This is a genomic window from Nocardia sp. NPDC004340, from assembly GCF_053602575.1.
This window is the reverse complement of the sequence record NZ_JBSGDW010000006.1, coordinates 149,412-172,870: the sequence shown is the minus strand read 5'-3', so window position 1 is coordinate 172,870 and position 23,459 is coordinate 149,412. Positions and strand designations below refer to the sequence as shown.

21 protein-coding genes, 2 tRNA genes and 1 pseudogene are annotated in these 23,459 nt (G+C 68.1%); 11 read left to right on the top strand and 13 right to left on the bottom strand.

The genetic code is table 11. The features are described from left to right. Positions 1 to 22 precede the first annotated feature (22 nt). The 3 genes from ACWEOI_RS24730 to pepN all read right to left on the bottom strand — a co-directional run bounded on the left by ACWEOI_RS24730 (position 23) and on the right by pepN (position 3,960). Entirely contained in the window at positions 23 to 610 is a 588-nt protein-coding gene (locus ACWEOI_RS24730) for a ClpP family protease (RefSeq protein ID WP_379270767.1), read from the bottom strand. Further along, positions 607 to 1,209 carry an ATP-dependent Clp protease proteolytic subunit gene (locus tag ACWEOI_RS24725; RefSeq protein WP_433671652.1) on the bottom strand — a complete coding sequence of 201 codons (603 nt, stop codon included), beginning with the start codon at positions 1,207 to 1,209 and terminating at the stop codon, positions 607 to 609. The genes ACWEOI_RS24730 and ACWEOI_RS24725 overlap by 4 nt, the downstream gene beginning before the upstream one ends. 159 nt (positions 1,210 to 1,368) lie before the next feature. After that, positions 1,369 to 3,960, bottom strand: coding sequence for an aminopeptidase N (gene pepN / locus ACWEOI_RS24720; protein WP_452361148.1), 2,592 nt, complete (start codon positions 3,958 to 3,960; stop codon positions 1,369 to 1,371). 142 nt (positions 3,961 to 4,102) lie between these two features. Here pepN and ACWEOI_RS24715 point away from each other — a divergent pair, with 142 nt between their 5' ends. Then, on the top strand, positions 4,103 to 4,933 hold the full coding sequence (locus ACWEOI_RS24715; RefSeq protein WP_433593268.1) for a phosphoribosylaminoimidazolesuccinocarboxamide synthase: 831 nt from the start codon (positions 4,103 to 4,105) through the stop codon (positions 4,931 to 4,933). On the opposite strand, the gene ACWEOI_RS24710 is transcribed toward ACWEOI_RS24715, so the two are convergent. Next, the gene (locus ACWEOI_RS24710) at positions 4,930 to 5,616 is read right to left on the bottom strand and encodes an NAD(P)H oxidoreductase (protein ID WP_452361147.1); all 687 of its coding nucleotides are present in this window, start codon (positions 5,614 to 5,616) and stop codon (positions 4,930 to 4,932) included. The two genes, ACWEOI_RS24715 and ACWEOI_RS24710, sit on opposite strands and share 4 nt — an antisense overlap. Before the next feature lie 118 nt (positions 5,617 to 5,734). Here ACWEOI_RS24710 and ACWEOI_RS24705 point away from each other — a divergent pair, with 118 nt between their 5' ends. Then, positions 5,735 to 6,685 carry an AraC family transcriptional regulator gene (locus ACWEOI_RS24705; protein WP_452361146.1) on the top strand — a complete coding sequence of 317 codons (951 nt, stop codon included), beginning with the start codon at positions 5,735 to 5,737 and terminating at the stop codon, positions 6,683 to 6,685. A gap of 9 nt (positions 6,686 to 6,694) precedes the next feature. Here ACWEOI_RS24705 and ACWEOI_RS24700 read toward each other — a convergent pair whose 3' ends face one another. The 3 genes from ACWEOI_RS24700 to ACWEOI_RS24690 form a co-directional block, all read right to left on the bottom strand. Then, a complete protein-coding gene (locus ACWEOI_RS24700) occupies positions 6,695 to 8,095 on the bottom strand; it encodes an RNA polymerase sigma factor (protein ID WP_452361145.1) in 1,401 nt (466 codons plus the stop codon). Continuing rightward, positions 8,095 to 8,496 (bottom strand): YciI family protein, encoded by a 402-nt coding sequence (locus ACWEOI_RS24695; RefSeq protein WP_433671660.1) that lies wholly within the window; start codon positions 8,494 to 8,496, stop codon positions 8,095 to 8,097. The genes ACWEOI_RS24700 and ACWEOI_RS24695 overlap by 1 nt, the downstream gene beginning before the upstream one ends. Positions 8,497 to 8,599: 103 nt before the next feature. Continuing rightward, positions 8,600 to 9,796, bottom strand: coding sequence for an NAD(P)/FAD-dependent oxidoreductase (locus tag ACWEOI_RS24690; protein WP_404204497.1), 1,197 nt, complete (start codon positions 9,794 to 9,796; stop codon positions 8,600 to 8,602). A 183-nt stretch (positions 9,797 to 9,979) separates the two neighbouring features. On the opposite strand from ACWEOI_RS24690, the gene ACWEOI_RS24685 reads away from it, so the two are divergent. Continuing rightward, positions 9,980 to 10,624 (top strand): mycothiol-dependent nitroreductase Rv2466c family protein, encoded by a 645-nt coding sequence (locus tag ACWEOI_RS24685; protein WP_357090284.1) that lies wholly within the window; start codon positions 9,980 to 9,982, stop codon positions 10,622 to 10,624. Positions 10,625 to 10,697: 73 nt separating this feature from the next. Here ACWEOI_RS24685 and ACWEOI_RS24680 read toward each other — a convergent pair whose 3' ends face one another. Further along, positions 10,698 to 11,699: a M48 family metalloprotease gene (locus ACWEOI_RS24680; RefSeq protein WP_433673268.1), complete on the bottom strand. Its 1,002-nt coding sequence runs from the start codon at positions 11,697 to 11,699 to the stop codon at positions 10,698 to 10,700. A gap of 324 nt (positions 11,700 to 12,023) precedes the next feature. Between ACWEOI_RS24680 and ACWEOI_RS24675 the strand changes: the two genes are divergently transcribed. The 7 genes and pseudogenes from ACWEOI_RS24675 to ACWEOI_RS24645 all read left to right on the top strand — a co-directional run bounded on the left by ACWEOI_RS24675 (position 12,024) and on the right by ACWEOI_RS24645 (position 18,532). After that, complete coding sequence (locus ACWEOI_RS24675; RefSeq protein WP_379167202.1) at positions 12,024 to 12,494, top strand: ribose-5-phosphate isomerase; 471 nt, start codon at positions 12,024 to 12,026, stop codon at positions 12,492 to 12,494. Between the two features lie 3 nt (positions 12,495 to 12,497). Beyond that, positions 12,498 to 13,310 carry an Fpg/Nei family DNA glycosylase gene (locus ACWEOI_RS24670; protein WP_452361144.1) on the top strand — a complete coding sequence of 271 codons (813 nt, stop codon included), beginning with the start codon at positions 12,498 to 12,500 and terminating at the stop codon, positions 13,308 to 13,310. A gap of 237 nt (positions 13,311 to 13,547) precedes the next feature. Next, positions 13,548 to 15,218, top strand: a complete 1,671-nt coding sequence (locus ACWEOI_RS24665; protein ID WP_452361143.1) for a hypothetical protein — start codon at positions 13,548 to 13,550, stop codon at positions 15,216 to 15,218. Between the two features lie 258 nt (positions 15,219 to 15,476). After that, positions 15,477 to 16,310: a DUF389 domain-containing protein gene (locus ACWEOI_RS24660; RefSeq protein WP_433671667.1), complete on the top strand. Its 834-nt coding sequence runs from the start codon at positions 15,477 to 15,479 to the stop codon at positions 16,308 to 16,310. 247 nt (positions 16,311 to 16,557) lie between these two features. Beyond that, positions 16,558 to 17,850 (top strand): DUF1254 domain-containing protein, encoded by a 1,293-nt coding sequence (locus ACWEOI_RS24655; RefSeq protein ID WP_433671669.1) that lies wholly within the window; start codon positions 16,558 to 16,560, stop codon positions 17,848 to 17,850. Between the two features lie 24 nt (positions 17,851 to 17,874). Beyond that, a pseudogene (locus ACWEOI_RS24650) lies at positions 17,875 to 17,952 on the top strand (zinc finger domain-containing protein); the annotation flags it as partial. Positions 17,953 to 18,034: 82 nt separating this feature from the next. After that, positions 18,035 to 18,532 (top strand): hypothetical protein, encoded by a 498-nt coding sequence (locus ACWEOI_RS24645; protein WP_452361142.1) that lies wholly within the window; start codon positions 18,035 to 18,037, stop codon positions 18,530 to 18,532. 13 nt (positions 18,533 to 18,545) lie between these two features. On the opposite strand, the gene ACWEOI_RS24640 is transcribed toward ACWEOI_RS24645, so the two are convergent. Continuing rightward, a complete protein-coding gene (locus tag ACWEOI_RS24640; protein WP_452361141.1) occupies positions 18,546 to 19,544 on the bottom strand; it encodes a sigma-70 family RNA polymerase sigma factor in 999 nt (332 codons plus the stop codon). Between the two features lie 154 nt (positions 19,545 to 19,698). Here ACWEOI_RS24640 and ACWEOI_RS24635 point away from each other — a divergent pair, with 154 nt between their 5' ends. Beyond that, positions 19,699 to 20,298: a dihydrofolate reductase family protein gene (locus ACWEOI_RS24635; protein WP_452361140.1), complete on the top strand. Its 600-nt coding sequence runs from the start codon at positions 19,699 to 19,701 to the stop codon at positions 20,296 to 20,298. Positions 20,299 to 20,344: 46 nt separating this feature from the next. On the opposite strand, the gene ACWEOI_RS24630 is transcribed toward ACWEOI_RS24635, so the two are convergent. The 4 genes from ACWEOI_RS24630 to ACWEOI_RS24615 form a co-directional block, all read right to left on the bottom strand. Beyond that, positions 20,345 to 21,628, bottom strand: a complete 1,284-nt coding sequence (locus tag ACWEOI_RS24630; protein WP_452361139.1) for a glycosyltransferase family 87 protein — start codon at positions 21,626 to 21,628, stop codon at positions 20,345 to 20,347. 62 nt (positions 21,629 to 21,690) lie between these two features. Further along, positions 21,691 to 23,013 (bottom strand): phosphatase PAP2 family protein, encoded by a 1,323-nt coding sequence (locus ACWEOI_RS24625; RefSeq protein ID WP_452361232.1) that lies wholly within the window; start codon positions 23,011 to 23,013, stop codon positions 21,691 to 21,693. Between the two features lie 219 nt (positions 23,014 to 23,232). After that, a tRNA-Pro gene (locus ACWEOI_RS24620) sits at positions 23,233 to 23,309 on the bottom strand. A gap of 37 nt (positions 23,310 to 23,346) precedes the next feature. Next, positions 23,347 to 23,417: transfer RNA gene (locus ACWEOI_RS24615), tRNA-Gly, on the bottom strand. Positions 23,418 to 23,459: the final 42 nt, after the last annotated feature.

The window sequence follows — 23,459 nt, the reverse complement described above, 5'->3', positions numbered from 1 at the left end:
GCCGGCGCGGGCGTTCCGGAATTCAGCGCGGGCCGAGGAGTTGGTCGGCGAGGCCGTAGTCGATGGCGGTTTCGGCGGTGAAGACGCGGTCGCGGTCGGTGTCGCGGCGGAGCGTTTCCGGGGTTTGGCCGGTGTGGGTGGTGAGGATGGCTTCGATCTGGGCGCGCATGCGGACGATTTCGTCGGCTTGGAGGATGAGGTCGGGGATGGTGCCCTGGCCTCGGATCGCGGGCTGGTGCAGGACGATTCGGGAATGGGGGAGCACGTTGCGGCGGCCTTTCGCGCCACCGGCGAGCAGGACCGCGCCGACGGCGATGGCCTGGCCGACGCAGGTGGTGACGACGGGCGACGAGATGTGCTGCATGGTGTCGTAGATGGCGAGCATGGCGGGCAGTTCGCCGCCCTCGCAATTGATGTAGAGGTTGATGTCCTGCCCGGGGCTTTCCGCGTCCAGGTGCAGGAGTTGGGCGATGAGGGCGTTGGCGACGCCGGAGTCGATGGGGGTGCCGAGGTAGACGATGCGCTCGCTGAGCAGGTGCGAGTAGACGTCCATGATCCGTTCGCCGCGCGGGTCGCGAGTGATGACGTTCGGAATCGTGTAGGTGCTCATGCCGAGATCCCCAGTTTCTGTCGCGCGGGGACCACCTGGTGGAACGAGTCCACGATGTGGTCGATGAAGCCGTAGTCGCGGGCCTGTTCCGCGGTGAACCAGCGGTCGTGGAGCGAGTCCTCGAAGATCTGGTCGTAGGGCTGGCCGGTGTCCTGGGCGATCAGGCCGAGCACGGTCTGCACCGTGTAGCGCAGGTCGTCGGCCTGGACTTCCACCTCGACGGCGCTGCCGCCGATGCCCGCCGAGCCCTGGTGCATGAGGATGCGGGCGTGCGGCAGGGCGTAGCGGTGGCCGGGGGTGCCGGCGGAGAGCAGGAATTGCCCGGCGCTGCAGGACAATCCGAGCGCGAGGGTGGAGACCGGGCACGGCACCAGCCGCATCACGTCGCGGATGGCGAGCATGGCGGGCACCGAACCGCCGGGCGAGTGGATCCACAGCGAGATCGGCGCCTCCGGGTCCTCCGCGGCCAGCGTCAGCAGCTGGGTCATGAGCAGCGTGCCGTTGTCGTCGTCGAGCCCGCCGTCCAGCACCAGGACCCGCCGGGCGAAGAGCTGTTCCCTGGTGCTCCAGTTGAACATCGGAGTCTTGTTGTCTGCCATGCCTTCACGGTGCCGCAGCCCGGCCCGGGAAGTCCCGCCACGCTGCCGTGAGCAGATCCGCTCACAGCAGCGTTCGCCGAGCGACGACAACGGGAAGCGGCCCCCTTCCGGAATTTCCGGAAGGGGGCCGCTGGCGAAATGTATTGCTGACAGTGCTTTCTAGCCGCGATCGAAGGCTCGGGCGCGCAGCGAGCGTTCGATGCCCGCCTTGCCCTCGACCACCAGGCGGCGCAGCGCCGGCGGGTGGTCGCCGCCGAGGAACTTGTCGGCCACGGCGACGGCTTCCTCGCTGACGGCCCAGTGCGGGTAGAGGCCGACCACGACGGTCTGGGCGACCTCGCTGGACCGGCGGTCCCACACCCCGGCGATATCGGCGAAGTACCGCTCCACATACGGGTGCAGCAGTTCGGACTGGCCCGCGGGCGCGAAGCCCGCGACGATGGCGCGCGCGGTGATATTGGCGACCGTGTCGTCACCCATGACGGTGTCCCACGCCGATTCCTTGACCGCCGCCTGCGGGCGGGCGGTGGAGGCGGCGGCGGCCTGCCGACGGCCCGCGGCGGTGTCGTCGCGGGCGAGTTCGGAGTCGATGACCGGGGTTTCGATGCCGTCGGAGTCGATGGCTCCGGCGGCGGCCAGCGCCTGGGTGATCCGCCAGCGCAAGTCGGTGTCGACGGTCAGACCTGGCAGGTCCACGCCTTCCGGGTCACCCGCGCGCAGCTGGCGCAGCACCTGGATGTGCTGTTCGGACAGCAGCGCGCCGGTGAGCGCGTTGACGAACGCCAGCTGGTGGTCCGAGCCCGCACCGGCGGCGCGGGCCAGTTCCAGCAGCCGGTCGGCGTAGGCGGGCCAGCCCTCGGTGCGCGCCCACTCCGGGTCGGCGTAGGCGCTGAGCGCGGTGCTCGCCTGCATGAGAAGCCGCTGCACGACGCCGATCTCGGTTTCCGCGCCGACGCCGCGCTGCACCAGCGCCACGAAGTCGCGGGCCTTCATCTCGGCCTGGCGGGTCATCTCCCAGGCCGCGGACCAGGCCAGGGTGCGGGGCAGCGGTTCGGCGATGTCTGCGATGCGCGCCACCACGGTGTCGAGCGAGTCGGCGTCGAGGCGGACCGAGCAGTAGGTGAGGTCGTCGTCGTTGACCAGCACCAGCTTGCCGCGGCCGACACCGATCAGCTCGGGCACGTCGGTGCGCGCGGCGGCGTCCACGTCGAGCTCGACGCGCTTGGTGCGCACCAGCTTTCCGTCCTGGTCGTCGTAGATGCCGATGGCGAGCCGGTGCACACGCCGTTCACCCGCGCCGGGCTCCGCGCCGTCCTGCACGACCGCGAAGGAGGTGAAGGCGCCGTCCGCGTCCACAGTGAAGTCGGGACGCAGAATGTTGAGGCCGGTGGTCTTGAGCCACTGCGCGCCCCAGTCGGACAGGTCGCGGCCCGACGCCTTCTCCAGCGCGCCCACCAGATCGTCGAAAGTGGCGTTGCCGTAGGCGTGTTCGGTGAAGTAGTCGCGCAGACCGGCCAGGAACGGCTCCTCGCCGACGTAGGCCACCAGCTGCTTGAGCACGGAAGCGCCCTTGGCGTAGGTGATTCCGTCGAAGTTGACCTCGACGGCGGCCAGGTCCGGGATGTCCGCGGCGATCGGGTGGGTCGACGGGAGCTGGTCCTGCCGGTACGCCCACGACTTCTCGACATTGGCGAAAGTGGTCCAGGCGTTGGTGTATTCGGTCGCGCCGACCTGGCACAGCACCGACGCGAAGGTGGCGAACGACTCGTTCAGCCACAGGTCGTCCCACCACTTCATGGTGACCAGGTCGCCGAACCACATGTGCGCCATCTCGTGCAGCACGGTCTCGCAGCGGCGCTCGTAGGACGCGCGGGTCACCTTGGACCGGAAGACGTAGTCCTCGAGGAAGGTGACGGCGCCGGCGTTCTCCATGGCGCCCGCGTTGAATTCGGGCACGAACAGCTGGTCGTACTTGCCGAAGGCGTAGGGCACACCGAAATTGGCGTGGTAGAAGCCGAAGCCCTGCTTGGTCTCGGTGAAGAGCCGCTCATGGTCCATGAACGCGGCCAGCGAGGCGCGGCAGTAGATGCCGAGCGGGATCTCGCCGTGCGAATCCTGGTAGGAGTCGGTCCATTTCGCGTACGGTCCGGCGATGAGGGCGACCAGGTAGGTGCTCATGCGCGGGGTGGTGGCGAAGGTGTGGCGGACGACGGCGCCGAGCCGGTGGGTGCCGGTGACGGCCCCGTTGGAGATGACCTCCCAGTCCTCGGGCGCGGTCACGACCATGTCGTAGGTGGCCTTGAGGTCGGGCTGGTCGAAGCAGGCGAACATGCGCTTGCAGTCGGCGGTCTCGAACTGCGAGTACAGGTAGATCTTGTCGTCGGTGGGGTCGACGAAACGGTGCAGGCCCTCACCGGTGTTGGAGTACTCGCCGTCGGCCTCGATCACCAGCTCGTTGTTCGCGGCCAGGTCGGGCAGGGTGAGGCCCTGCTCCTCGTCGTAGCCGCTCACGTCCAGGTCGACGCCGTTGAGCACGGCCGAGCGCAGGCCCGCGCCCACGAAGTCGATGAAGGTCTGCCCACCCGGCGTCGCGGTGAAGGTCACCGTCGCCTTCGAGTGGAACGTCTCACTGCGAGGCGCGTCGGCGCTGGTGGGCTGGCCGGTGAGGTCCAGCTCGACCTTGTAGTTCTCCACCTGGACCGTGGCGGCGCGTTCGATGGCCTGCTCGCGGGTGAGATTCGGTGCGGACAAGGAGGCTCCTTAGCTCTCGGAGAACTGTGCGGCAGTAGCCAGCTTGCCATGCCCGGGGTCGGGCGGTTGGGCGTGTCCGATGCGAGGACGGCCACCCACTAGGCTGGGCGACGGCAGCTATCGCCCAGCATGAGGAGGACCGTTGAAGCACATCCACGCCGGTAAGGTGCGCGACCTGTACGAGGACGGCGATTCGCTGATCCTGGTCGCATCCGACCGGGTGTCGGTGTACGACGTGGTGCTGCCGACCCCGATCCCGGACAAGGGCGCGCTGCTCACCCAGTTGTCGAACTGGTGGTTCGGCTTCTTCTCCGATGTGCCCAACCACATTCTGTCCACCACCGACGTGCCCGCCGAGTTCGCGGGCCGCGGCGTACGGGTCAAGCCGCTGAAGATGGTGAAGGTGGAGTGCATCGCGCGCGGCTACCTGACCGGCGGCGGCCTGGCCGAGTACAACCGCACCGGCACCGTGTCCGGCATCGCGCTGCCGCCGGGCCTGCGCGACGGCGACAAGCTGCCCGAACCCATCTTCACCCCCACCACCAAGGCCGACGAGGGCCACGACGAGCCGATCAGCTTCGCCGACGTGGTGAACCAGGAGGGCAAGGAGGTCGCGGAGAAGCTGCGCGACCTGACCCTCGAGATGTACTCGCGCGGCGCGGACCACGCCGCCGCCAACGGTGTCATCATCGCCGACACGAAGATCGAACTCGGCTGGGACGGTGACGTTCTCACCGTCGGCGACGAGGTGCTGACCTCGGACTCCTCGCGCTTCTGGCCCGCCGACGACTACGAGCCGGGCCGCCCGCAGAAGTCGTTCGACAAGCAGTTCGTGCGCGACTGGTCCACCTCCACCGGGTGGAACAAGGAGTACCCGGGCCCCGAGATCCCGGCCGACATCATCGACGTGACCCGCCAGAAGTACAAGCAGGCCTACGAACTCATCACCGGCAACGCCTGGACCGGAGTCTAGACCGGAACCGCCTCGGCGGCAAGGAAGTTCGTGACGAACTCGTCGGCCCGGCGCTCCAGTCCGGCGTACTGGGCCACGCGTTCGGCGCCGACGGTGACCGGGTCGAAGAGCAGTCGCCCGTCGGCGTCGAGCCGCTGACGGCGTTCCTCGGCGTCGGGCAGCAGGCCGACGGCGGAGTGGGAGAAGCCGCAGTAGTAGGCGATTCCCATATTGAGCTGGCCCTCCAGCGACTGCTGGAGGAAGTCCACCAGCGGGTCGCCCCCGGCCATCCCGGCCAGGCCGAGCCACAGGATGCGCTTGCCGGCCAGGCGAGGTTTGCTGCGGCCGTAGGCGAATCCGTAGTTCCACACGCGGTCGATCCAGCCCTTGAGCAGCGCGGGCACGCTCGCCCAGTAGACCGGGAAGACCGCGATCACCACGTCGGCGGCGAGGATGCGGTCCATGTGCTCGTGGACCTCGGGGGAGTAGAGCTTCTCGCGATTGCCCCAATCCGGTTGGTCGGCCTCGATCATGCGGGGATCGAAGCCCTCGGCCCGCAGATCCAGCAGGTCGACGCGGTAGCCGTCGGTCTCCAGCCGGGCGACCGCGCGGGCGGCCAGATGGGCGGTGAGGGAATCGGATCGGTGGTGGGCGACCACGACCAGGGCGGTGCGGGTGTGCCGGTCGAGCGTGTCGTGCGACAAGGGGTTCCTCCTGGATCGGGGCGGTTGTTCATGCTGTGAACCCAGTACACCCGCCTCGGCGTAGACGATCCATGGGTGGAACGCTCCCTTCGATAGGAATTCGTCTACCCTCGGTGGAGTGGATCCTCTGAGCAAACTGCTGAGCGGCATTCGAGCCGAAGGCTCCGTGGTCACGCACGCGGTCATGCCCGCGCCGTGGACGATTCGATTCGCCGACCGCGCGCCGTTGACCATGGTCACCGTGATGCGGGGCGGCGGCACGCTCCTGCTGCCCGGCGGCAGCACCTGGCAGCTCGACGCCGGGGACACGGCGCTGGTGCGCGGTCCGGGCGAATTCCGGCTCGTATCAGGTGATCTCGATGCCGAAGCGGCCCGGGGATCGAATCGTGCCCTCGCGCCGACCGAATACGAGATCTCCTGCTTCACCAGCGATTCCGAATGCTCGGTCGAGGAACTCGGCGGAATCCACTGGGGCAGTGACGCCGACGCCACCGCGCTGATGGTCGGGGCCTACCGCACCTCCTTCCGTCGCCACGAGCGCCTGTTGCGCACGCTCCCACCGGTATTGGTGGTCCGCGAGGACGCCGACTCCTGCGACTGGCTCGAATCGGCCGCCGTGTCCGCCGTCGCGCAGAGCGCGGGCTCGCAGGCCATGATGGACCGCCTGCTCGACTGGAGCCTGGTCTGCACCCTACGCACCTGGTTCGATCAGGCCGGATCCGAGGCCCCCACCTGGTTCCACGGCCTGGCCGATCCGGTCATCGCGCCCGCGCTGCAAGCCATCCACACCGTGCCCGGCACGTCGTGGACCGTGGCCTCGCTGGCCGCCGAAGCCGGTGTCTCCCGGGCGCTCTTCGCCAAACGGTTCACCGCTGTCATGGGGCAACCGCCGCTGGCCTACCTCACCGAGTCACGGATGGACGAGGCCGAGGAACTGCTCACCGACACCGACCTGACGATCGCCACCATCGCCCGATCCGTCGGCTACGCCGATCCGTTCGGGTTCTCGGCCGCCTTCAAACGTCACCGCGGCGTCAGCCCGACCGCCTTCCGGACCGCCGCCGCCTGAGGTGGCGCGTCAGCCGCGGCGCAGGCCGGCGGCCCGAATCGTGAGGTAGTCGCGCTCGGGCAGGCTGGTGGTCCGGCGCGCGGCGGCGGTGTAGGCCGCGATGGCTTCCTCGGGTTCCCCGGCCATTTCGTACAGATGGCCGCGTACGGCGTCGAGACGATGATGGCCCGCCAGCGACTCCGTGAGGGTGTCGGTCAGGTCCAGCCCGGCCTGCGGACCGTGCACCATGGCGGTGGCGACGGCCCGGTTGAGGGTGACCATGGGGTTGGGGGACTGGCGTTCGAGGGCGTTGTACAGCAGGAGGATTCGCGGCCAGTCGGTGTCCTCGGGCCGCAGCGCCTGGGCGTGCAGGGCGGCGATGGCGGCCTGGATCTGATACGGGCCGATCAGCCCGCTCCGCACCGCGGCGGTCGCCAATCGCACGCCCTCGATGAGCATTTCGCGGTCCCACAACCCGCGATCCTGGTCGGCGAGCGGGACCAGTTCGCCGTGTTCCCCGGTCCGGGCGGCGCGCCGGGCATCGGTGAGCAGCATGAGCGCCAGCAGGCCGGTGACCTCGGGATTGTCCGGCAGCACGCGGTTCAGCGCCCGCGCCAGGCGAATGGCCTCGCTCGACAGGTCGCCGCGGCGCAGTCGCTCACCGCCGCTGGTGTGGCCCTCGGTGAAGATCAGGTACAGCACCCGCAGCACGCTGTCGAGGCGCGTATTCCATTCCCCGCGTTGACCGTTCGACTCCGCGGGCATGGCGAAGGGGCGGTCCTCCTCCGCGACGCGCTTCTTGGCGCGGGTGATCCGTTGCGCCATGGTGCGTTCCGGCAGCAGGAAGGCCCGGGCGATCTCCTCGGTGGTGAGCCCGCCGACCGCACGCAGGGTCAGCGCGATCGCGCTCGCGGGCGACAGGGCGGGGTGACAGCACAGGAAGAACAAGGTGAGCGTGTCGTCCCGGTCCTCGGTCCCGGTATCGCGGGCGGTGCGGCCGGTGACCGCGCCGCCCGGATCGGCCGTGCCGCGAATGCCGGACACCCCGTGTGTCGCGGGCGCGCTGTGCGCACCGGGTGCGGCGGCCAGCTGGTCGAGCCCCGTCTCCGACAATGCCGTGATCACCGCGTCGGCCGGGTCGGGCGTCGCCGTGCCCAGGCGTTCCGGGTCGCGGATCGCGTCGGCGGTCTCGCGGTTGCGGCGGGCGGAATCGGCGCGGATGGCGTCGACCATGCGGCGCGCGCCGACCTGGATGAGCCAGCCGCGCGGATTGTCGGGCAGGCCCTCGGCGGGCCACTGGGTGGCGGCGGCGAGCAGGGCTTCCTGGAGGGCGTCCTCGGCGGCGTCGAAATCGCCGTAGCGGCGGACGAGCGCGCCGAGGACCTGCGGGGCGAGTTCGCGCAGCAGGTCCTCGATCGCGGTGTGCGGCATCAGAGTTCGGGGGCGGGGGCGCACATGATCTGGCGGACCTCGATGTACTCGCCGATCGGCTTGCCGCCGGGGCCGGGTGCGGCCGAGGCCTGCGCGGCGATCTCGACGGCCCGGTCGGGGGTGTCGACATCGATGATCCAGTAGCCGGCCAGGAGCTCCTTGGTCTCGGGGAACGGGCCGTCGGTGACCACCGGCGCGGACCGGCCGTCGGAACTGACGGTGATCGCCTGACCCGGGTCGGCGAGGCCCTGGGCTTCGACCAGTTCGCCGGACTTGGCCAGCTGCTCGCCCAGGGTGCGCTGGAAGTCGATGTGCGCCCGGATCTCCTCGGGCGCCCACTGGTGGATCGGGGTGTCGCAGAAAGCGGCCGGGGTGTAGGACTTGATCAGCATGTACTTCATGGTCGGCTCCTTCGTCGGCGCGCCGCGGTGGCGCTCTCGCATACAGGTCGGAGCCCCGCACGCCGGATCGACGTATCGCGCAGCCCATCAGGTGTGACGGTGGTCACAGGGCGTCCGGGTCCACGGCCCGGCCGCTCAGGATCAGTTCCTTGATCTTGTCAGTGACATCCCATACGTTCACGTTCATCCCGGCCAGCACCCGATTGTTCGGATCGAGCCAGTACGCCACGAACTCGCGTCCGGCCAGATCACCGCGCACCACCACGCGCGCCCGCTGCTCGGGGGAGACGTAGCCGGTGTACTCCATCCCCAGGTCGTACTGATCGGTGAAGAAGTAGGGCAGCCGGTCGTACACCGCGGGCTTGCCGAGCATGGTCAGGGCCGCCACGGCGGGCTGATTGAGCGCGTTCGCCCAGTGCTCCACCCGGATTCGCCGACCCAGCACCGGATGCTGCTGATCGGCGATATCGCCGACCGCGACGATATCGGGGTCCGAGGTGGCCAGACTCTCGTCGACGAGGACACCGCCGTCGACGGCCAGCCCGGCATCGGCGGCCAGCTCGATATTGGGGCGCGCACCCACCGCGACCAGCACCGCGTCCGCCTCGATGCGGGTGCCGTCGTCCAGGAGCACACCGGTCGCGCGGCCGTCGGCGGTGGTGATCTCGCTGACCTTCACGTCCGTGCGCAGGTCCACGCCGTGCGCGCGGTGCAGGCCCGCGAACACCTCGCCCATCTCGGTGCCGAGCGCGGCCCGCAACGGGACCGAGTCCGCTTCCAGCACAGTCACTTCCACGCCCGCCGCCCGCGCCGCCGCCGTCACCTCGAGTCCGATCCAGCCCGCGCCGATCACCGCCAGCCGCTGGACCTCGCCGAACATGGCCAGCAGGGCGTCGGAATCCTCGATGGTGCGCAGCACGTGCACGCCCCGCGCGTCCACCCCGGGCATGCGCAGCATGCGCGGGCGCGAGCCGGTGGCCAGCGCCAGTTTGTCGTAGGGCAGCGTCGTACCATCCGGCAGCGCAACGGTTTTGGCGCCGCGGTCCAGTCCGGTCACGGTGGTGCCGGGCATCAATTCGATGTGATGGTCGCGATACCACTGCGACGGGTCCACGGTGAAGTCGGACAGCGACTTCTTGCCCAGCAGATGCTCCTTGGACAGCGGCGGACGCTCGTACGGCAGATGCTCCTCGGCGCTGACCAGGGTCACCGCGCCGTCGAAGTCATTGGCCCGCAAGGCTTCCGCGAGCTTCGCCGCGGCGAGCCCACCTCCCGCGATGACGAACCTGGAACTGGTCATACGAAACCTCCCTGCTCACGCGGCCGGGATCGCTGCACCGGATGTGGCCGTCCTCCCGGCGAGGCCGATCTTTCGACCCTAGACCCGGGCGAGTCGGGCGGAGCGGAAATATCGGCAACGATCCCGGGCGTTGCGTTAGGAGAACGGCCGTGTGTCGGCCGTCGACTGTGAAAGGACTTCCTTGTGAGCGACACCAAAAAGGACCGGGTCGACTTCTGGTTCGATCCGATGTGCCCCTGGTGCTGGATCACCTCCCGCTGGATCCTCGAGGTCGAGCAGGTCCGCGATATCGACGTCAACTTCCATGTCATGAGCCTGGGCGTGCTCAACGACGGCCGCGAGGGCCTGCCGCCCGAGTACGTGGAGCTGCTGCGCACCGCCTGGGGCCCGGTCCGGGTCGCCATCGCCGCCGCCCGCGACCACGGCGACAAGGTGCTGGCGCCGCTGTACACCGCCATGGGCACGCGCTTCCACAACCGTCGCGCCGAATACGAGCAGGACGGGCCCCGCGCCGACCTGATCGAGGTCATCATCGCCGAGTCGCTGGCCGAGGTCGGGCTGCCGGCCGAGCTGGCCGCCGCGGCCACCTCCGTCGAATACGACGAAGAGCTGAAGGCCTCGCATCACGCCGGCATGGACAAGGTCGGCCAGGATGTCGGCACGCCGACCATCCACATCAACGGCGTGGCCTTCTTCGGTCCGGTGCTCTCGCGGATCCCGCGCGGTGAGGTGGCGGGCAAGGTGTGGGACGGCGCCGTCGCGCTCGCCTCCTACCCCCACTTCTTCGAGCTGAAGCGGACCCGCACCGAGGACCCCGCCTTCGACTGAGGCACAGGGTTTTCGGCGCTGTAGACGCAGATCGGGCGGGGTCCGTGGGAACAGACCCCACCCGATCGGGTGATCACTGCGGCCGGTACTCGTGATACGTGGTGGTCTGGCCGTACTGGGGTGGCGGGCCGCCGTACGGCTGCGGAGCGCCGTAGGGCCCGGCCACCGGCGGACGCGGCGGGGCGTCGGGACGCCAGAACAGCTTGCCGTGGCGGCTGCGGTCGCGCAGCGCCCACATGCGCCAGGTCAGCACCGGGTGGCTGGCCGTGGCATTCGCCATCCAGACGAAGAAGCCCTTCTCCTGCGGCGCGCGGTCCGCCATCTCGTCGAAACTGACCAGATTGTTCAGGTACTTGCCCGCCGCCAGCGTCTGCATGGCCGTCGGCGCGCCCTGCGGGCGGTTGCAGAAGCCGTGATTGTCGGCCGTGTACTCCTGCGAGCGGATCAGCGAACTGCCCAGGATCGGCAGGAACGGGGCGAGGAACATGCCCAGCTGCCGCCAGTACGAGACGTGGCCCGCCGCGATGTGCCCGACCTCGTGGCCGATGATGAAGGCCAGCGCCTCGGGATTGCGTGCCGCGCCGCTGACTTCGAACAGGTCGCTGTAGACGACCACGTAGCGGCGGAAGCCGTGCCCGGAGGCGAAGGCGTTGATCTGGCCGTTGCCGGTGACCACGTAGGCGTCCGGCACCTTGGTCATGCCGAAGCGGGCCGCCGCCTCCTGCACCATGCGGAAGCCGTCGGGGAACTGGGTCGGCGACATCCTCACGCCGTTCACCCGCTGCGCGGCGTAGTTCATACCGCGGCCGAGGTAGACCAGCAGCGGCGCGAACGCCAGGACCAGCACGATCTGGTTGGAGCTACCCGACACCAGTGCGAGCAGCGCCAGCAGGTACGCCAGCACGGTGGCGATGATCACGATCACCAGCAGCGGGATCTCCCAGCTGTGCCGCGCGGGCATCCCGAACGGGGACAGGCCGCGGATGCCGGTCTGCACCACGGGCGGGGGCGGCGGCGAATACGGTTGCTGCGGAGCCCATCCCGGCGGGCCCACCCGCGGATCCCAGCCGGACATGCCGGTGACGGGATTCCACGCGGGCTGGGCGCCGGTGGGCTGCGCGGCGGGGTAGGAAGTCGTCGGCTGGGCGTACCCGCCGGTCGGCTGGCTGGGATGGACGGCGGTGGGCTGTTCGCCGCTCGGCGGCTGCCCTTGATCTCCTCCAGCGGATTGCCCCCCGTAGGCGTTCGGCGTGGATGAACTGTCGTCGGACGTCATGCCTGGATAGTACGTTCGCGCGCGTCGGCGGGTCGGCCTCGCCGCGAGTGGCTCACACCTCGTATTCCGGTGGTGACAGCCCCCTGCGCGGGCGGTCGCGCGCGGGCTGACAGAATCGCAGCCATGCGCGTATACCTGGGTGCCGACCATGCCGGCTTCGAACTGAAGAACCACGTCAAGGCTCACCTGGAGGGCCAGGGCCACGACGTCGTCGACTGCGGCGCGCTGGAATACGATGCCCTCGACGACTATCCGGCCTTCTGCATCGAGGCGGCCCGCCGCGTCGTCGCCGAGCCCGGCTCGCTGGGCTTCGTCTTCGGTGGCTCCGGCAACGGCGAGCAGATCGCCGCCAACAAGGTGCCCGGCGCGCGTTGCGCCCTCGGCTGGAGCGTGGAGACCGCGCAGCTCGCCCGCCAGCACAACAACGCCCAGCTGCTCGGCATCGGCGGCCGCATGCACTCCACCGAGGAAGCCCTCGCCATCGTCGACGCCTTCATGACCACCCAGTGGTCGGACGAGCCGCGCCACCAGCGCCGCATCGACATCCTCGCCGAGTACGAGAAGACCGGCGTCGCCCCCGCGCTGCCGAACTGACCTGTGCCGGAAGGCCATACGCTGCACCGCCTGGCGAAGCTGCACGACAAGCGCTTCGCCGGCGGTCAGGTCCGAGTCTCGAGCCCCCAGGGCCGCTTCGCCGACGGCGCGGCCCTCATCGACGGCCGCGTCCTGACCCGCGCCGAAGCGTGGGGTAAACACCTGCTCCACCACTACGATTCGGGCGTCACGCTGCACATTCACCTCGGTCTGTACGGCAAGTTCACCGAATCCGCCGTCCCCATGGACGCCCCCGTCGGCGAGGTCCGCATGCGCCTGATCGGCGCGGGTCGTACCGGTGAAGCACACGGCACCGACCTGCGCGGACCGGCAGCCTGCGAAATCCTCCACGACCCGGAGGTGGCCGCCCTCACCGCTCGCCTCGGCCCCGACCCGCTGCGTCGCGACGCCGACCCCGACCGGGCCTTCGCGCGAATCCAGCGCTCCCAGCGCCCCATCGGCGCCCTGCTCATGGACCAGAAGGTCCTGGCCGGAGTGGGCAACGTATATCGTGCCGAAGTCCTCTTCCGCCAGGGCATTTCACCGCATCTCGCCGGAAAGTCGTTGTCCCGCATCGAATGGGATGCCATGTGGACCGACCTGACCGAGTTGATGCCCATCGGCGTCCGCCGCGGAAAGATGCATGTGGTCCGGCCCGAACACGATCACGGCGCCCCTTCTTACGCGGCCGACCGCCCTCGAACCTATGTCTACCGTCGTGTGGGCGAGCCCTGCCGTGTGTGCGGAACTCCCGTTCTGCACGCGGTGATGGAAGCCCGAAACCTCTTCTGGTGCCCGACCTGTCAGCCTGCCTGAGCCGTCATTCAGACGTCGGCCAGACTTGCCTCGAGTACTCGAACATCGATGGCAACACGCTGGCTACTAATTTCCCGGCCCGCTGAACAGGCGTGTTACCTTCGCTGGGCTTTGGAGCCTTCTGTTCGTTCTGCCCGGTTGTGATCGCTGCCCTCGACGGGCGAGCGGCAGCGGCTTCTGGCTTTCCAGCTGTGAGTTCGCGTTCTTTCGGCCGCGAGGGACAGGAGTGATGCACGGGTGAGTACGCCTCGATATCTGCGCACGGGAACCGCTGCCGCCGCATTGGCTTTGGCCATGGTACTGGTGGGCTCGGCCTGCAGTAGCAACTCTTCGGACAGCGGCTCGTCGGGTACCTCGTCGCCGACGGCCGCCGCCGGGAAGGGCCCGGCGCGCAATCCCTATCTGGCCGCGGACAAGTACGCGGTCACCCATCTGGACTCGGGCCAGTCCGACAGCTTCGGTGATCCGGTGCCGCGCGGCACCTTCCACATCGATCCGGCGCAGATGCCGCGCGTCGCGGTGGGTCCGGTCAGCATCATCACCCTGGCCGGCACCGACCCGAAGTATCGGTGGATCTCCTCGTCCGCGGGCGTGCGTTATGTGGATGTCTCCGGCGGCGGTTTCAAGGAAGTCGCGGGAATGGACGCCCCCGGCATCGCGTCGATCCCCGCACCGGCGCTGGACGCGGTGCTGAATCAGAACTTCACCGACGTCGCCCAGATCCAGAACGCGGTGGATCAGGACTGGGGCGGGATCAACTGGACGCGTATCGCCAACGGCGTCTACAGCCTGGTGGACAAGGACAATCGCGTCTACTACACCACAAACGACTCCCAGCTGTACGTCTTCGGGCTCGAGAACAACGACAAGCCCGAAGACGGCGTCAAGGTCATCAAACACCTCGACCTGAAGCCGTTCCTGGGTGCCGGCACGACCGCCACGGGCCTGCCGGAGAACGTGGTCGGGGTGAACCTGACCTACGACGGGCATCTGCTCGTGGGCTCCACGCGTGAGTTGCTGGCCTTCGACCGCACCAACCTCGACGCCGCCCCGCAGCGGGTGCGTTTCGGTGACGACGAGACCGTGTCGAACTCGATGTCGGTCGACGAGCACAACGGTATCTATATCGCCTCGAACAAGGTCATGCGCAAGATCGTGTGGACCGGCTCGAAACTCTCGACCGACGAAGCCGACGGCGCTTGGTCCTCACCCTATGACACCGGTCGTCGCCCCCCGGCGGTGAAGTTCGGCACCGGCACCGGGTCCACCCCCACCCTGATGGGATTCGACGGCGAGTCCGACGAGCTGGTCGTGATCACCGACGGCGCGGACCAGATGCATCTGGTCGCGTTCTGGCGCAACAAGATTCCCGAAGGTTTTCAGCAGAAGCCCGGCACCAAGTCCAATCGCATCGCCGATCAGGTCCAGGTGACCGCGGGGCTGCCCGACCCGCTCCCGGAATTCGTGCAATCCGAACAGTCGGTCGTGGTCAGCGGGAACGGTGCGTTCGTGGTCCAGAATATCGGTAGTGGCGGCCAACCCGACCGGCTCATCGACGTACTCGCCAACGGCCCGGTCGATACCCCGCCCCACGGCATGCAACGCTTCGAATGGGACCCCGCCGGACACCGCTGGAACTCGGTGTGGGCACGCGGCGATGTCGCCTCGACCTCCATGGTCCCGGCCGTCTCCACCGCCACCGGGATCGTGTTCGTCAACGGCTACAGCAAAGCCGACGGCTGGGAGGTCACCGGCCTGGACTGGAAGACAGGAGAGACCGTGCACCGCACCATCTTCGGCCAATCCAACCTCGGCAACGGCGCTTACGCCGTCATCGAAGCACTCCGCAACGGCGACCTGCTGTTCAACAGCATCGGCGGACCCTTCCGCGCCAAGATCGTCAAGTAGCCCCACGCAACGACCCCGACGGCCTGCCCCGATCCCACCGGGGCAGGCCGCGACGCATCCGGTCCCGCTGCCGTTATGGTTGCTGATGATGAACTGGGCTGCTGCCACCGCTTGAACTCAGCCCACCGCCGGGCTGAAGGAGGCCGTGCTGTGCTACATCTACGCGTCGTTTCTCCGAGTGAGCGGAGCGGCGAAGTAGTACAAATCCTGGTCGCGGAACCCGGTGCCACCAATGTGACCCTTGCATGCGGTGGGTCCGTGGATCCGCCCGGCGATGTGATCGAAGCCGATCTGGCGCGGGCCTCCGTCAATGCCGCGATCTCCGCGCTGAGTGCTCTGGATCTTGTTCGGACGGGCAGTATTTCGTTCGCGTCGTCGGGAACCATGCTCTCCAGTGCAGGGGAACGCGCCGACGCCGCGGCGCCGACACCTGCCGATAGAGTGGTGGTATGGGCGCAGTTGCTCGGGCAGGCGCGCGAAGGGGCCCGCTTCACGCCCACCTTTCTCGCGTTTCTGACGATCGCGATTCTGCTGTCGGCGGTAGGGGTGACGACGGCATCGCCGCTGACCTTGGTCGGCGCGATGGTGGTCGGGCCCGAATTCCGGCCGCTGGCAGCGCTTTCGGTGGGGTTGGTGCGCCGCGATCCGCGGCTGGTGCGGGCTTCGGTGCGCACCCTGGCCATTTCGTTTACGGCCGCGATGGCGATCACCGTGCTGGCCACGCTGGTGTGGGTCCGCCTCGGCTGGATCGGGGTCGGCAATGTCGAGAGCGCCCATGCCTTCGACTTCATCTACCAAGTTGGGCCGTTCTCACTGGTGGTCGCCCTGCTGGCAGGGGTAGCGGGGATGCTGGCCGTGGTCACCTCCAGCTCCGCCGTGCTGGTGGGTGTGTTCATTTCGGTGACGACGGTGCCGGCCGCCGGATTGGCGGCTGTCGCGGCTTTCGCGGGCAAATGGCATGCGGCACTGAGCTCGCTCGTTCAGCTCGGCGTCAACCTGATCGGGATCGTGGTGGCCGGTGTGGCCGTGTTGTTGTTACTACAGCTCGCCGACCGCCACGACGAGGAGTCGGCGGCCAACACCCCCCACTGATAGTTGCCATAAGTTAGCTATTGGGTGTCACCATTGCCTCATGAGCCGCCATGTCAATCTTCCCCGCTCGCTACGACGGCTACCGGGTTATGTTCGGGTACCCGTGCTGTTCTTGGGGGTCTCTGCCCTATTGCTCGGATGTGCGACCGGTACGAAGGAGAATGCCTCGCCGCAAGGTTCCGACACTCGTGCCGCGGATGCACAGTCCGAGGAACAGTGGGCCTATTCGGTCGGCATTCAGAACTACGTGTTCGGACTCCCGCTGACGATCACCGAGCGGGAGCGCAAGCTGCGGCTGGATCCGGTCGCGTTGGAGAAGGCCAAGGCGTACGCGCCGGCCGCTCCGCTCAACCAGATCGGCCACATGAAGACCCTGGCCACGGCAGACGATGTCATGCCGTACACGCCGAACAATGACACCGTGTACAGCGGCGTGGGGATGGAGCTTCGCGATGAGCCGATGATCCTGACCGCCCCTGACATCACGGACCGATACTGGTCGGTCGAGGTCGCCGACGCCTACACCAACAATGTGTTCTACCTCGGCACCCGGGCGACCGGCGGCAAGGGCGGTGACCACGCATTCGTGGGACCGAACTGGCACGGCGAACTGCCGCCCGGAGTGATCGAGCATCGGCTACCGAACAACAGCGCGATGGTGGCGATCCGCATCGGCGTGCTGCCCGACAACGCCGCCGATCTCGCCGAAGTCAATGCGCTGCAAGAGAAGTTCACCACCACCGCGTTGTCCAACTGGAACGACCCGGCCAAGCACGGCCAGGTCACCGTGCCGGATCTGAGCCCGCGCCCGAACTACCAAGGCGATCTGGCGTTCTTCCAGACGGTCGCTGATCTGGCGGCCGAGAACCCACCGGCACCGGGGAACGACGCGGCCATCGAACTACTACGCCGGGGTGGGGTCACCCTCGGCAAGCCCATGGACATCAATACACTCAGCGAACCGATGCGAAAAGGCTTGGCGCGCGCGGCAGTCGACGGTCCGAATGTCATGTCGTGGAAGGTGAAGTACCGCGGCACCCCGTACCCCACGCGCTGGAACAACCTCGAGCCGGGAACCTACGGGGTCAACTACTTCGACCGTGCCGCCGGGGCACTGGAGGGATTGTTCGTTCACGACCGTGACGAGGCCGAGTACTTCAGTACGTACGAGGACGGAGACGCGACTCTACTCGACGGATCACAGCAGTATGTGCTGCACTTCAACGCCGACCAGCTCCCACCCACACTGCCCAACGGATTCTGGTCGATCACCATGTACGGCTCCGACTTTCAGCTGGTGAAGAATCCGATCAACCGGTTCTCCATCGGTGACCGAACCCCGGGCCTGACCAAGAACCCCGACGGCTCACTGGATATCCACATCCAGAACCAGCAACCGGCGGACCACGCGAGCAACTGGTTGCCCTCGCCGCCCAGCGGACTGTTCCGACTGAACTACCGCATCTACCTACCCGCCGGCGACGCCAAGGATCCCGCAACCCTCGGCAAGTACCTTCCTCCCGTCAAGAAGACCAGCTGAGAGCGCCGCTGCGAACCCTGCCGTCCCTGCGGCGCCACCGTCGTCCGCACGGTGATGGACGGCCGAAACCTCTTCTGGTGCCCCGCCTGCCAGGCCGACTGAGCGTTGCGTCTCGACTCTCGTCGCGCGAAACGCCACGTATCGAGTGCCTTTCGGCTCCGGCCAGTGAATTAGGTTGGGCGGCATGCTCAGAACGAGACGGCAGCTGCTGGGGCTGGTGGCCGGCGCGACCTTGGTGGCCGCGGTGTCGGCATGCGCGAACCCGCCGGAGGCACCCGCGCCCGCCGAAGCGCTCCGGCACGATCTCGAGCCGCTGACATCGCGGTGGCCCGCCATCACGCAACCTGTGTCCGCGATCTGGGCCGCGGGCGTTCAGGGTATGGAGACCACGCCCTCCCGCATCGATGTCCCCGGTCCGTCGGACTACTGGCTGCAGGCCATCATTTCGCTCGACCCCGCGGTGGCCGAAGCGCTGCGCACGCGGACCATCGGCAACGAACCCGCTGCCGTGGCCTCGGATTCGGGTCCCAAGCTCCGCGCGGAGCTCGCGTCGTCGCTGCCCGGCGGCGAATTCCGGACGAGTCGTGAGCTTGATGCGGAGTTCGTCACTCCCGAGTTCAAACCCCGTGCCTACCTGCAAGTTTCGGGCAATGTGCTGGTGCTTGTCGCCTACACGTCGTGATCGGCGACGGCGCTCATGCGCCGGGGAGGGATTGCGGTAGGCCGAATGCGGGGAGGACGGTGTTCTCGAATCGGGTCATGGCGCTGATGCGGTCGCCGGTGAGGGTGAGGACGAAGAGGCCGGATCCGTGGGTGCCGAGGGAGGGGTGCCGGTAGACGGCGAAGGCGGGTTGACCGTTGGCTCGTGTCGGGAGCAGTTCGAATCGGTGTGCCGAGTCGAAGACGAGGGTGAGGAAGCGAGCCACCAGGTCTCGGCCTCGGTATTCCAGCGGGATCGGTGGCATCGACATGAAGACGTCGTCGGTCAGGAGTGCGACCAAGGCTTCGATGTCGGCGGATTCGTAGGCGGTGACGAACTTCGCCACGATCGCGTCCTCGGCGGGTGAGTCGGCGGGCGGCCGCGGGGCGGTGGTCACCGGCAGCCGGTCCTGCATTCCGGCGCGTGCGCGTTTGAGGGCGCTCTTGACCGATTCGACGGTGGTGTCGAGCATGTCGGCTACCTCGGTGGCGTGGAAGCCGAGGACGTCGCGCAGGATGAGGGCGGCGAGCTGGCGGGGCGGCAGGATCTGCAGGGCGGTCACGAAGGCCAGGGAGATGGATTCGGTTTGCTCGTAGCGGGCTTCCGGGCCGAGCGGGACACTGATCGCACCGTCCAGCAGGGCGTCGGGATAGGGCTCGAGCCAGTGGATTTCGCCGAGTCCGGTGGGTTCCGGCAGGTCGATTCCGGGGACGTCCCACTGCCGCGCGGGGCGTCGGCGAGCGGAGCGCAGCGCGTCGAGGCACCGGTTGGTGGCGATGCGGTACAGCCAGGTGCGCAGCGAGGCGCGGCCGTTGAACCGTTCGAGACCTCGCCACGCGGCGAGCATCGTGTCCTGCAGCGCGTCCTCGGCGTCCTGGAACGATCCGAGCATCCGGTAGCAGTGCACCTGTAGCTCGCGACGATGCGGCTCGGTCAGCGCCCGGAACGCCTCGCCGTCCCCGCCCCGCGCCCTCGACAGCAGGTCCGTTCGCACCGACTCCACTCTCGCCACCTCATTCCCTGTGTGCAGTCCCATCCGGTATGGACGTCGGCGGCGGCGCGAAAGGGTCGGTCGCGGAGCGCCCCCTTCGACAATGCCGCACCGTCCACACCTGTGACAGCCGACAACAACGTCCAAGGAGCAGGAAATGGGAAAGATCGTCATCAGCTCGAACATCACCCTCGATGGAGTGGTCCAGGACCCGGACGGCGCGGAGGGCTTCGAACTCGGCGGCTGGTTCCACCGGTTCGTCGAAACCGAGGACCTCCGAGACTGGGCCGCCCGCGAGACGGAGGAGTTGCGGAGCGTCGATGCGCTCCTGCTGGGCAGGCGGACCAGCGAGTGGTTCGAGTCCCGGATACAACCGGGCGGCGGGGCGGCCGACCGCGTGAGCCCCGAGTGGGCGGACCGAATGCACAGCATCCCCAAGTACGTGGTGTCGTCGACCCTCGAACCGCCCCGATGGACCAACACCACGATCCTCGACGGCGACGCGGCAAAGGAGATTTCGGAGCTCGAGCGCGCCGTCGCCGGTGACATCCTGGTCTATGGCAGCTACCAGCTCGTCCGAACCCTGATGGAACAGAACCTGGCCGATGAACTGCGCCTGGTAGTTTTCCCGGTCGTCCTGGGCAGCGGCCTGCGGCTCTTCGACGAGATCAGCGACAAGAAGCCGCTACACCTGACCAACACTCGAAAGATGGGTGCCGGCCTGGTGTTCCACACCTACGAATTCGTTCGCGACTGACGCCCGAGCCGGATCGCCTCGGCCTGCGCCGCGTCCAGGCCCGATCCTAGGAAACGGCCGGGGTGCGGCGCTTGAGGAGCCGGGCCAGGGCCAGGGTGAGGAGGGCGGCGGTGGCGAGGATGTAGATGTCGCCGGGGAGGTGTTGCCACCAGTGCCAGTGGAGCTCTTGGTGTCTGCCGTTGGGGACGATGCCGGGGCCGATCAGGAAGAAGAGGGCGACCGTCGCTATGAGGGCGTAGGTGGCGGGGGCCGGGCGGGTGGTGGCCCAGGCGATGGCGGCTACCAGGGCCGGGGCTGCCCAGACCCAGTGGTGGGTCCAGGACACCGGGGAGACGAGGAGGAGGACGGCCGCGTTCACCAGGAGGGTGGCGACGGTGAGGACCGTCATGGGGGCGGGGGCGGGGACGCCTGCTTCGGCGGCGTCCTTGCGCTCGAGGCGGGTCAGGTGGTGCATCAGGTACGCGCCCGCTGCCGCTACCACGAGGGCGAGGCCCAGCCAGACGACAGTGGCGGTGGAGGAGGAGAAGCCGAAGAGGCGGAAGGACATGCCTTTGATGGACTGGTTGCCCACGTAGTCGGGGGAGCCGATGCGGTTGGTGTCGATGACGGCGTGGAACCAGTAGTCGCGGGATTCGTCGGGGAGGAGGACGAACCCGGCGGCGACGACGCCGAGGGCGGTGGCCGCCGCGGTGGCGGCGGCCTTCCAGTCGCGGCGGATGAGGAAGTAGAGGATGAAGGCGGCGGGGGTGAGTTTGGTGACGGCGGCGATGCCGACCAGGACGCCTCGGGGCCAGCGGGGCTTCTCGGTGAGACAGTCGAGGGCTACCGCGGCCATCAGGACCAGATTGATCTGGCCGAACCACAGGGTGGTTCGGACCGGTTCGACGGCCAGCATGAGAACCACGGCGGACACCGTGAGGGTCAGTTTGAGGCGGGAGTCCAGGTCGGGGCGGACACGGGACATGACCAGCCACAGGGTGACGCCGAGGCAGGCCAGGGAGCTGGCGGTCACCAGGAGTTCAGCCAGCCAGAGCGGGACGATCGCCAGCGGGATCATCAGGACCGCGGCCGACGGCGGGTAGGTGAACGGCAGGTCGGTGTGGCCGGCGACAGGAAGGGTCGGGCCGTAGAGGGTGCCGTGCTCGAGCCAGCCGCGGGTGTCGATGCGATACACCTGCAGGTCGAGGAAGCCGTGCATGGCGGAGAAGATCGCCGTGATCGCCAGCGTCAGCAGAATCCCGATCACGATCGGAATGCGAGGCAGGCCCGCGCGGCCGTCAGACTTGAGAGTGCGCAGCAAGCTCTGTTGCCCCGCCCGCGTTGTGATCATCAGGGAGAGGGTAACCCTTTCAAGGTTCGGGCAAAGATGTCCGGATTGCGTTGGGGGAGTGGTTAATCGACGGCAAATCCGTCGACGGGTGTTCGGCCTCCCCAGTGCGCCAACCGGCTGCCCGGACGCGCGAACCAGGTCGCGTAGAAGAGGAACGATACGGCCGCCAGCGAGCCCAGCACCATCGCCCCCGCGACGACCGGATACGCGGCCATGGTGTTGGCCAGGAACCGATAGGCCAGCAACAATCCGGCGAGTACCGCCGCGCCGAGCGACACCATGCGGACACGCGGATGCTCCCACCCGCGTCGGGGATCGCGCAGCGCCGACTCCACGGTCATGCACAGCACCGCGCCCGCGACCAGATCGCTGCCGTAGTGGTATCCGAATCCGAGCGTCGCCAGCAGCGTGCACACCAGCCAGAACGTGCCCGCCCAGCGCAGCCATCGCGGCCCGCGGCGGGAGTGGATGAACAGCGCGGTCGCCCACGCGGTGTGCATGGACGGCATGCAGTTGCGGGCCGTCTCGGAGTCGAACAGCATCGGCTGCGGATCGGTGGTGAACGCCGGCCACACCTGCGGCCAGTCCCCGATCTCCAGCCCGTGCCCGAGTGGCCCGTACGCGAACACCGGGCCGACCACCGGGAACAGCACGTACCCGAGCGGCCCGATCACGCCCAGCAGCAAGAACGTTCGCACCAGGTGGTGCCGCGGCCACGAACTCGTCGACACGTGACGCAACTGCCACACGGCCACGACCACCGCCGCCACCGGCAATTGGATATAGACGACATGCAGTACATGCGAGGGGATCGGACCGAGCGTGTCCAGCAGCCGCCCGACCACCCACGCCGGTTCCCCCAGCGCCCGATCCGCGAGCTGCACATACTGATCGAGCACCCGCGGCCCGGCGACGATGCTCACCATCAGCCAGGTGTCGGCGAGTTTGGACGCCATGACGAGCAACACGCCGAACGCGATGGCCTGCAAGGCGGTCCGGCGACGCTCACCCTCCCATCGGAGCACGACCACCGTCAGCGCGGTGAGCGCGAGAGTCGGCCCGGTCCCGATCGACACATGCCAGCCGCAGGCCATCTGCAGCCCCAAAGTCAGCAGGTCCAGCACTCCCGCGGCAACCAGCGCGATCATGCGCGTGCGCGCGGGCACCCCGATGCAGGCGAGCCCGAGTCCGGCCCACGACACCGCCGCCGACTGCGGATTGGCGAAGTAGTCGTCGATCAGGCTGCGCAGCGGTCCCATCACGCCGTGGGCGGAGGCCCACGCCTGCGCGATGGCCAGCAAAAGCACCGCGACACCCAGCCCGGCGGCCGGGACGAGTCGAGAACGGGTCTCGCGGCCGGACAGCACCGAGCCGGAAACGTTCATCTTGTCGTCGACCAGCACCGTAAATCGATAACACAGTGCAAACGGAGGCACAACATCCGGTTACCGGAATCCGGCTTCCGGGTGACTCGACACACCCGGGCGATGAGAGAGATAGGACACAGCCGCGACGGCGGACGGCGCGACGCGCCACGATCGCCGTGCGAGTGGAGTGAATTGTCCGCTTCTACCAGTGAAATCGGGGTGGAGCGGCTCGAAAAATGGTCGGGGTGACAGGATTTGAACCTGCGACCCTCCGCTCCCAAAGCGGATGCGCTACCAAGCTGCGCTACACCCCGTTGCGCGTCGGACCGACGCTCCCGCAGAACGGGAAAGAGCGGGTGACGGGAATCGAACCCGCACCATCAGCTTGGAAGGCTGAGGTTCTACCATTGAACTACACCCGCAGTCACCGCATCCGTGGATGCCGTGTGCGTCAGCACTGTACC

Bases quoted from the DNA above. Each gene is read 5' to 3' on its own strand.
- ACWEOI_RS24730 (WP_379270767.1), bottom strand. From the start codon at position 610: ATGAGCACCTACACGATTCCGAACGTCATCACTCGCGACCCGCGCGGC.
- ACWEOI_RS24725 (WP_433671652.1), bottom strand. From the start codon at position 1,209: ATGGCAGACAACAAGACTCCGATGTTCAACTGGAGCACCAGGGAACAG.
- ACWEOI_RS24700 (WP_452361145.1), bottom strand. From the start codon at position 8,095: ATGCCGCACACCGCGATCGAGGACCTGCTGCGCGAACTCGCCCCGCAG.
- ACWEOI_RS24695 (WP_433671660.1), bottom strand. From the start codon at position 8,496: ATGAAGTACATGCTGATCAAGTCCTACACCCCGGCCGCTTTCTGCGAC.
- ACWEOI_RS24690 (WP_404204497.1), bottom strand. From the start codon at position 9,796: ATGACCAGTTCCAGGTTCGTCATCGCGGGAGGTGGGCTCGCCGCGGCG.
- ACWEOI_RS24680 (WP_433673268.1), bottom strand. From the start codon at position 11,699: ATGTCCGGCTGGGATCCGCGGGTGGGCCCGCCGGGATGGGCTCCGCAG.
- ACWEOI_RS24675 (WP_379167202.1), top strand. From the start codon at position 12,024: ATGCGCGTATACCTGGGTGCCGACCATGCCGGCTTCGAACTGAAGAAC.
- ACWEOI_RS24645 (WP_452361142.1), top strand. From the start codon at position 18,035: ATGCTCAGAACGAGACGGCAGCTGCTGGGGCTGGTGGCCGGCGCGACC.
- ACWEOI_RS24635 (WP_452361140.1), top strand. From the start codon at position 19,699: ATGGGAAAGATCGTCATCAGCTCGAACATCACCCTCGATGGAGTGGTC.
- ACWEOI_RS24630 (WP_452361139.1), bottom strand. From the start codon at position 21,628: ATGATCACAACGCGGGCGGGGCAACAGAGCTTGCTGCGCACTCTCAAG.
- ACWEOI_RS24625 (WP_452361232.1), bottom strand. From the start codon at position 23,013: ATGAACGTTTCCGGCTCGGTGCTGTCCGGCCGCGAGACCCGTTCTCGA.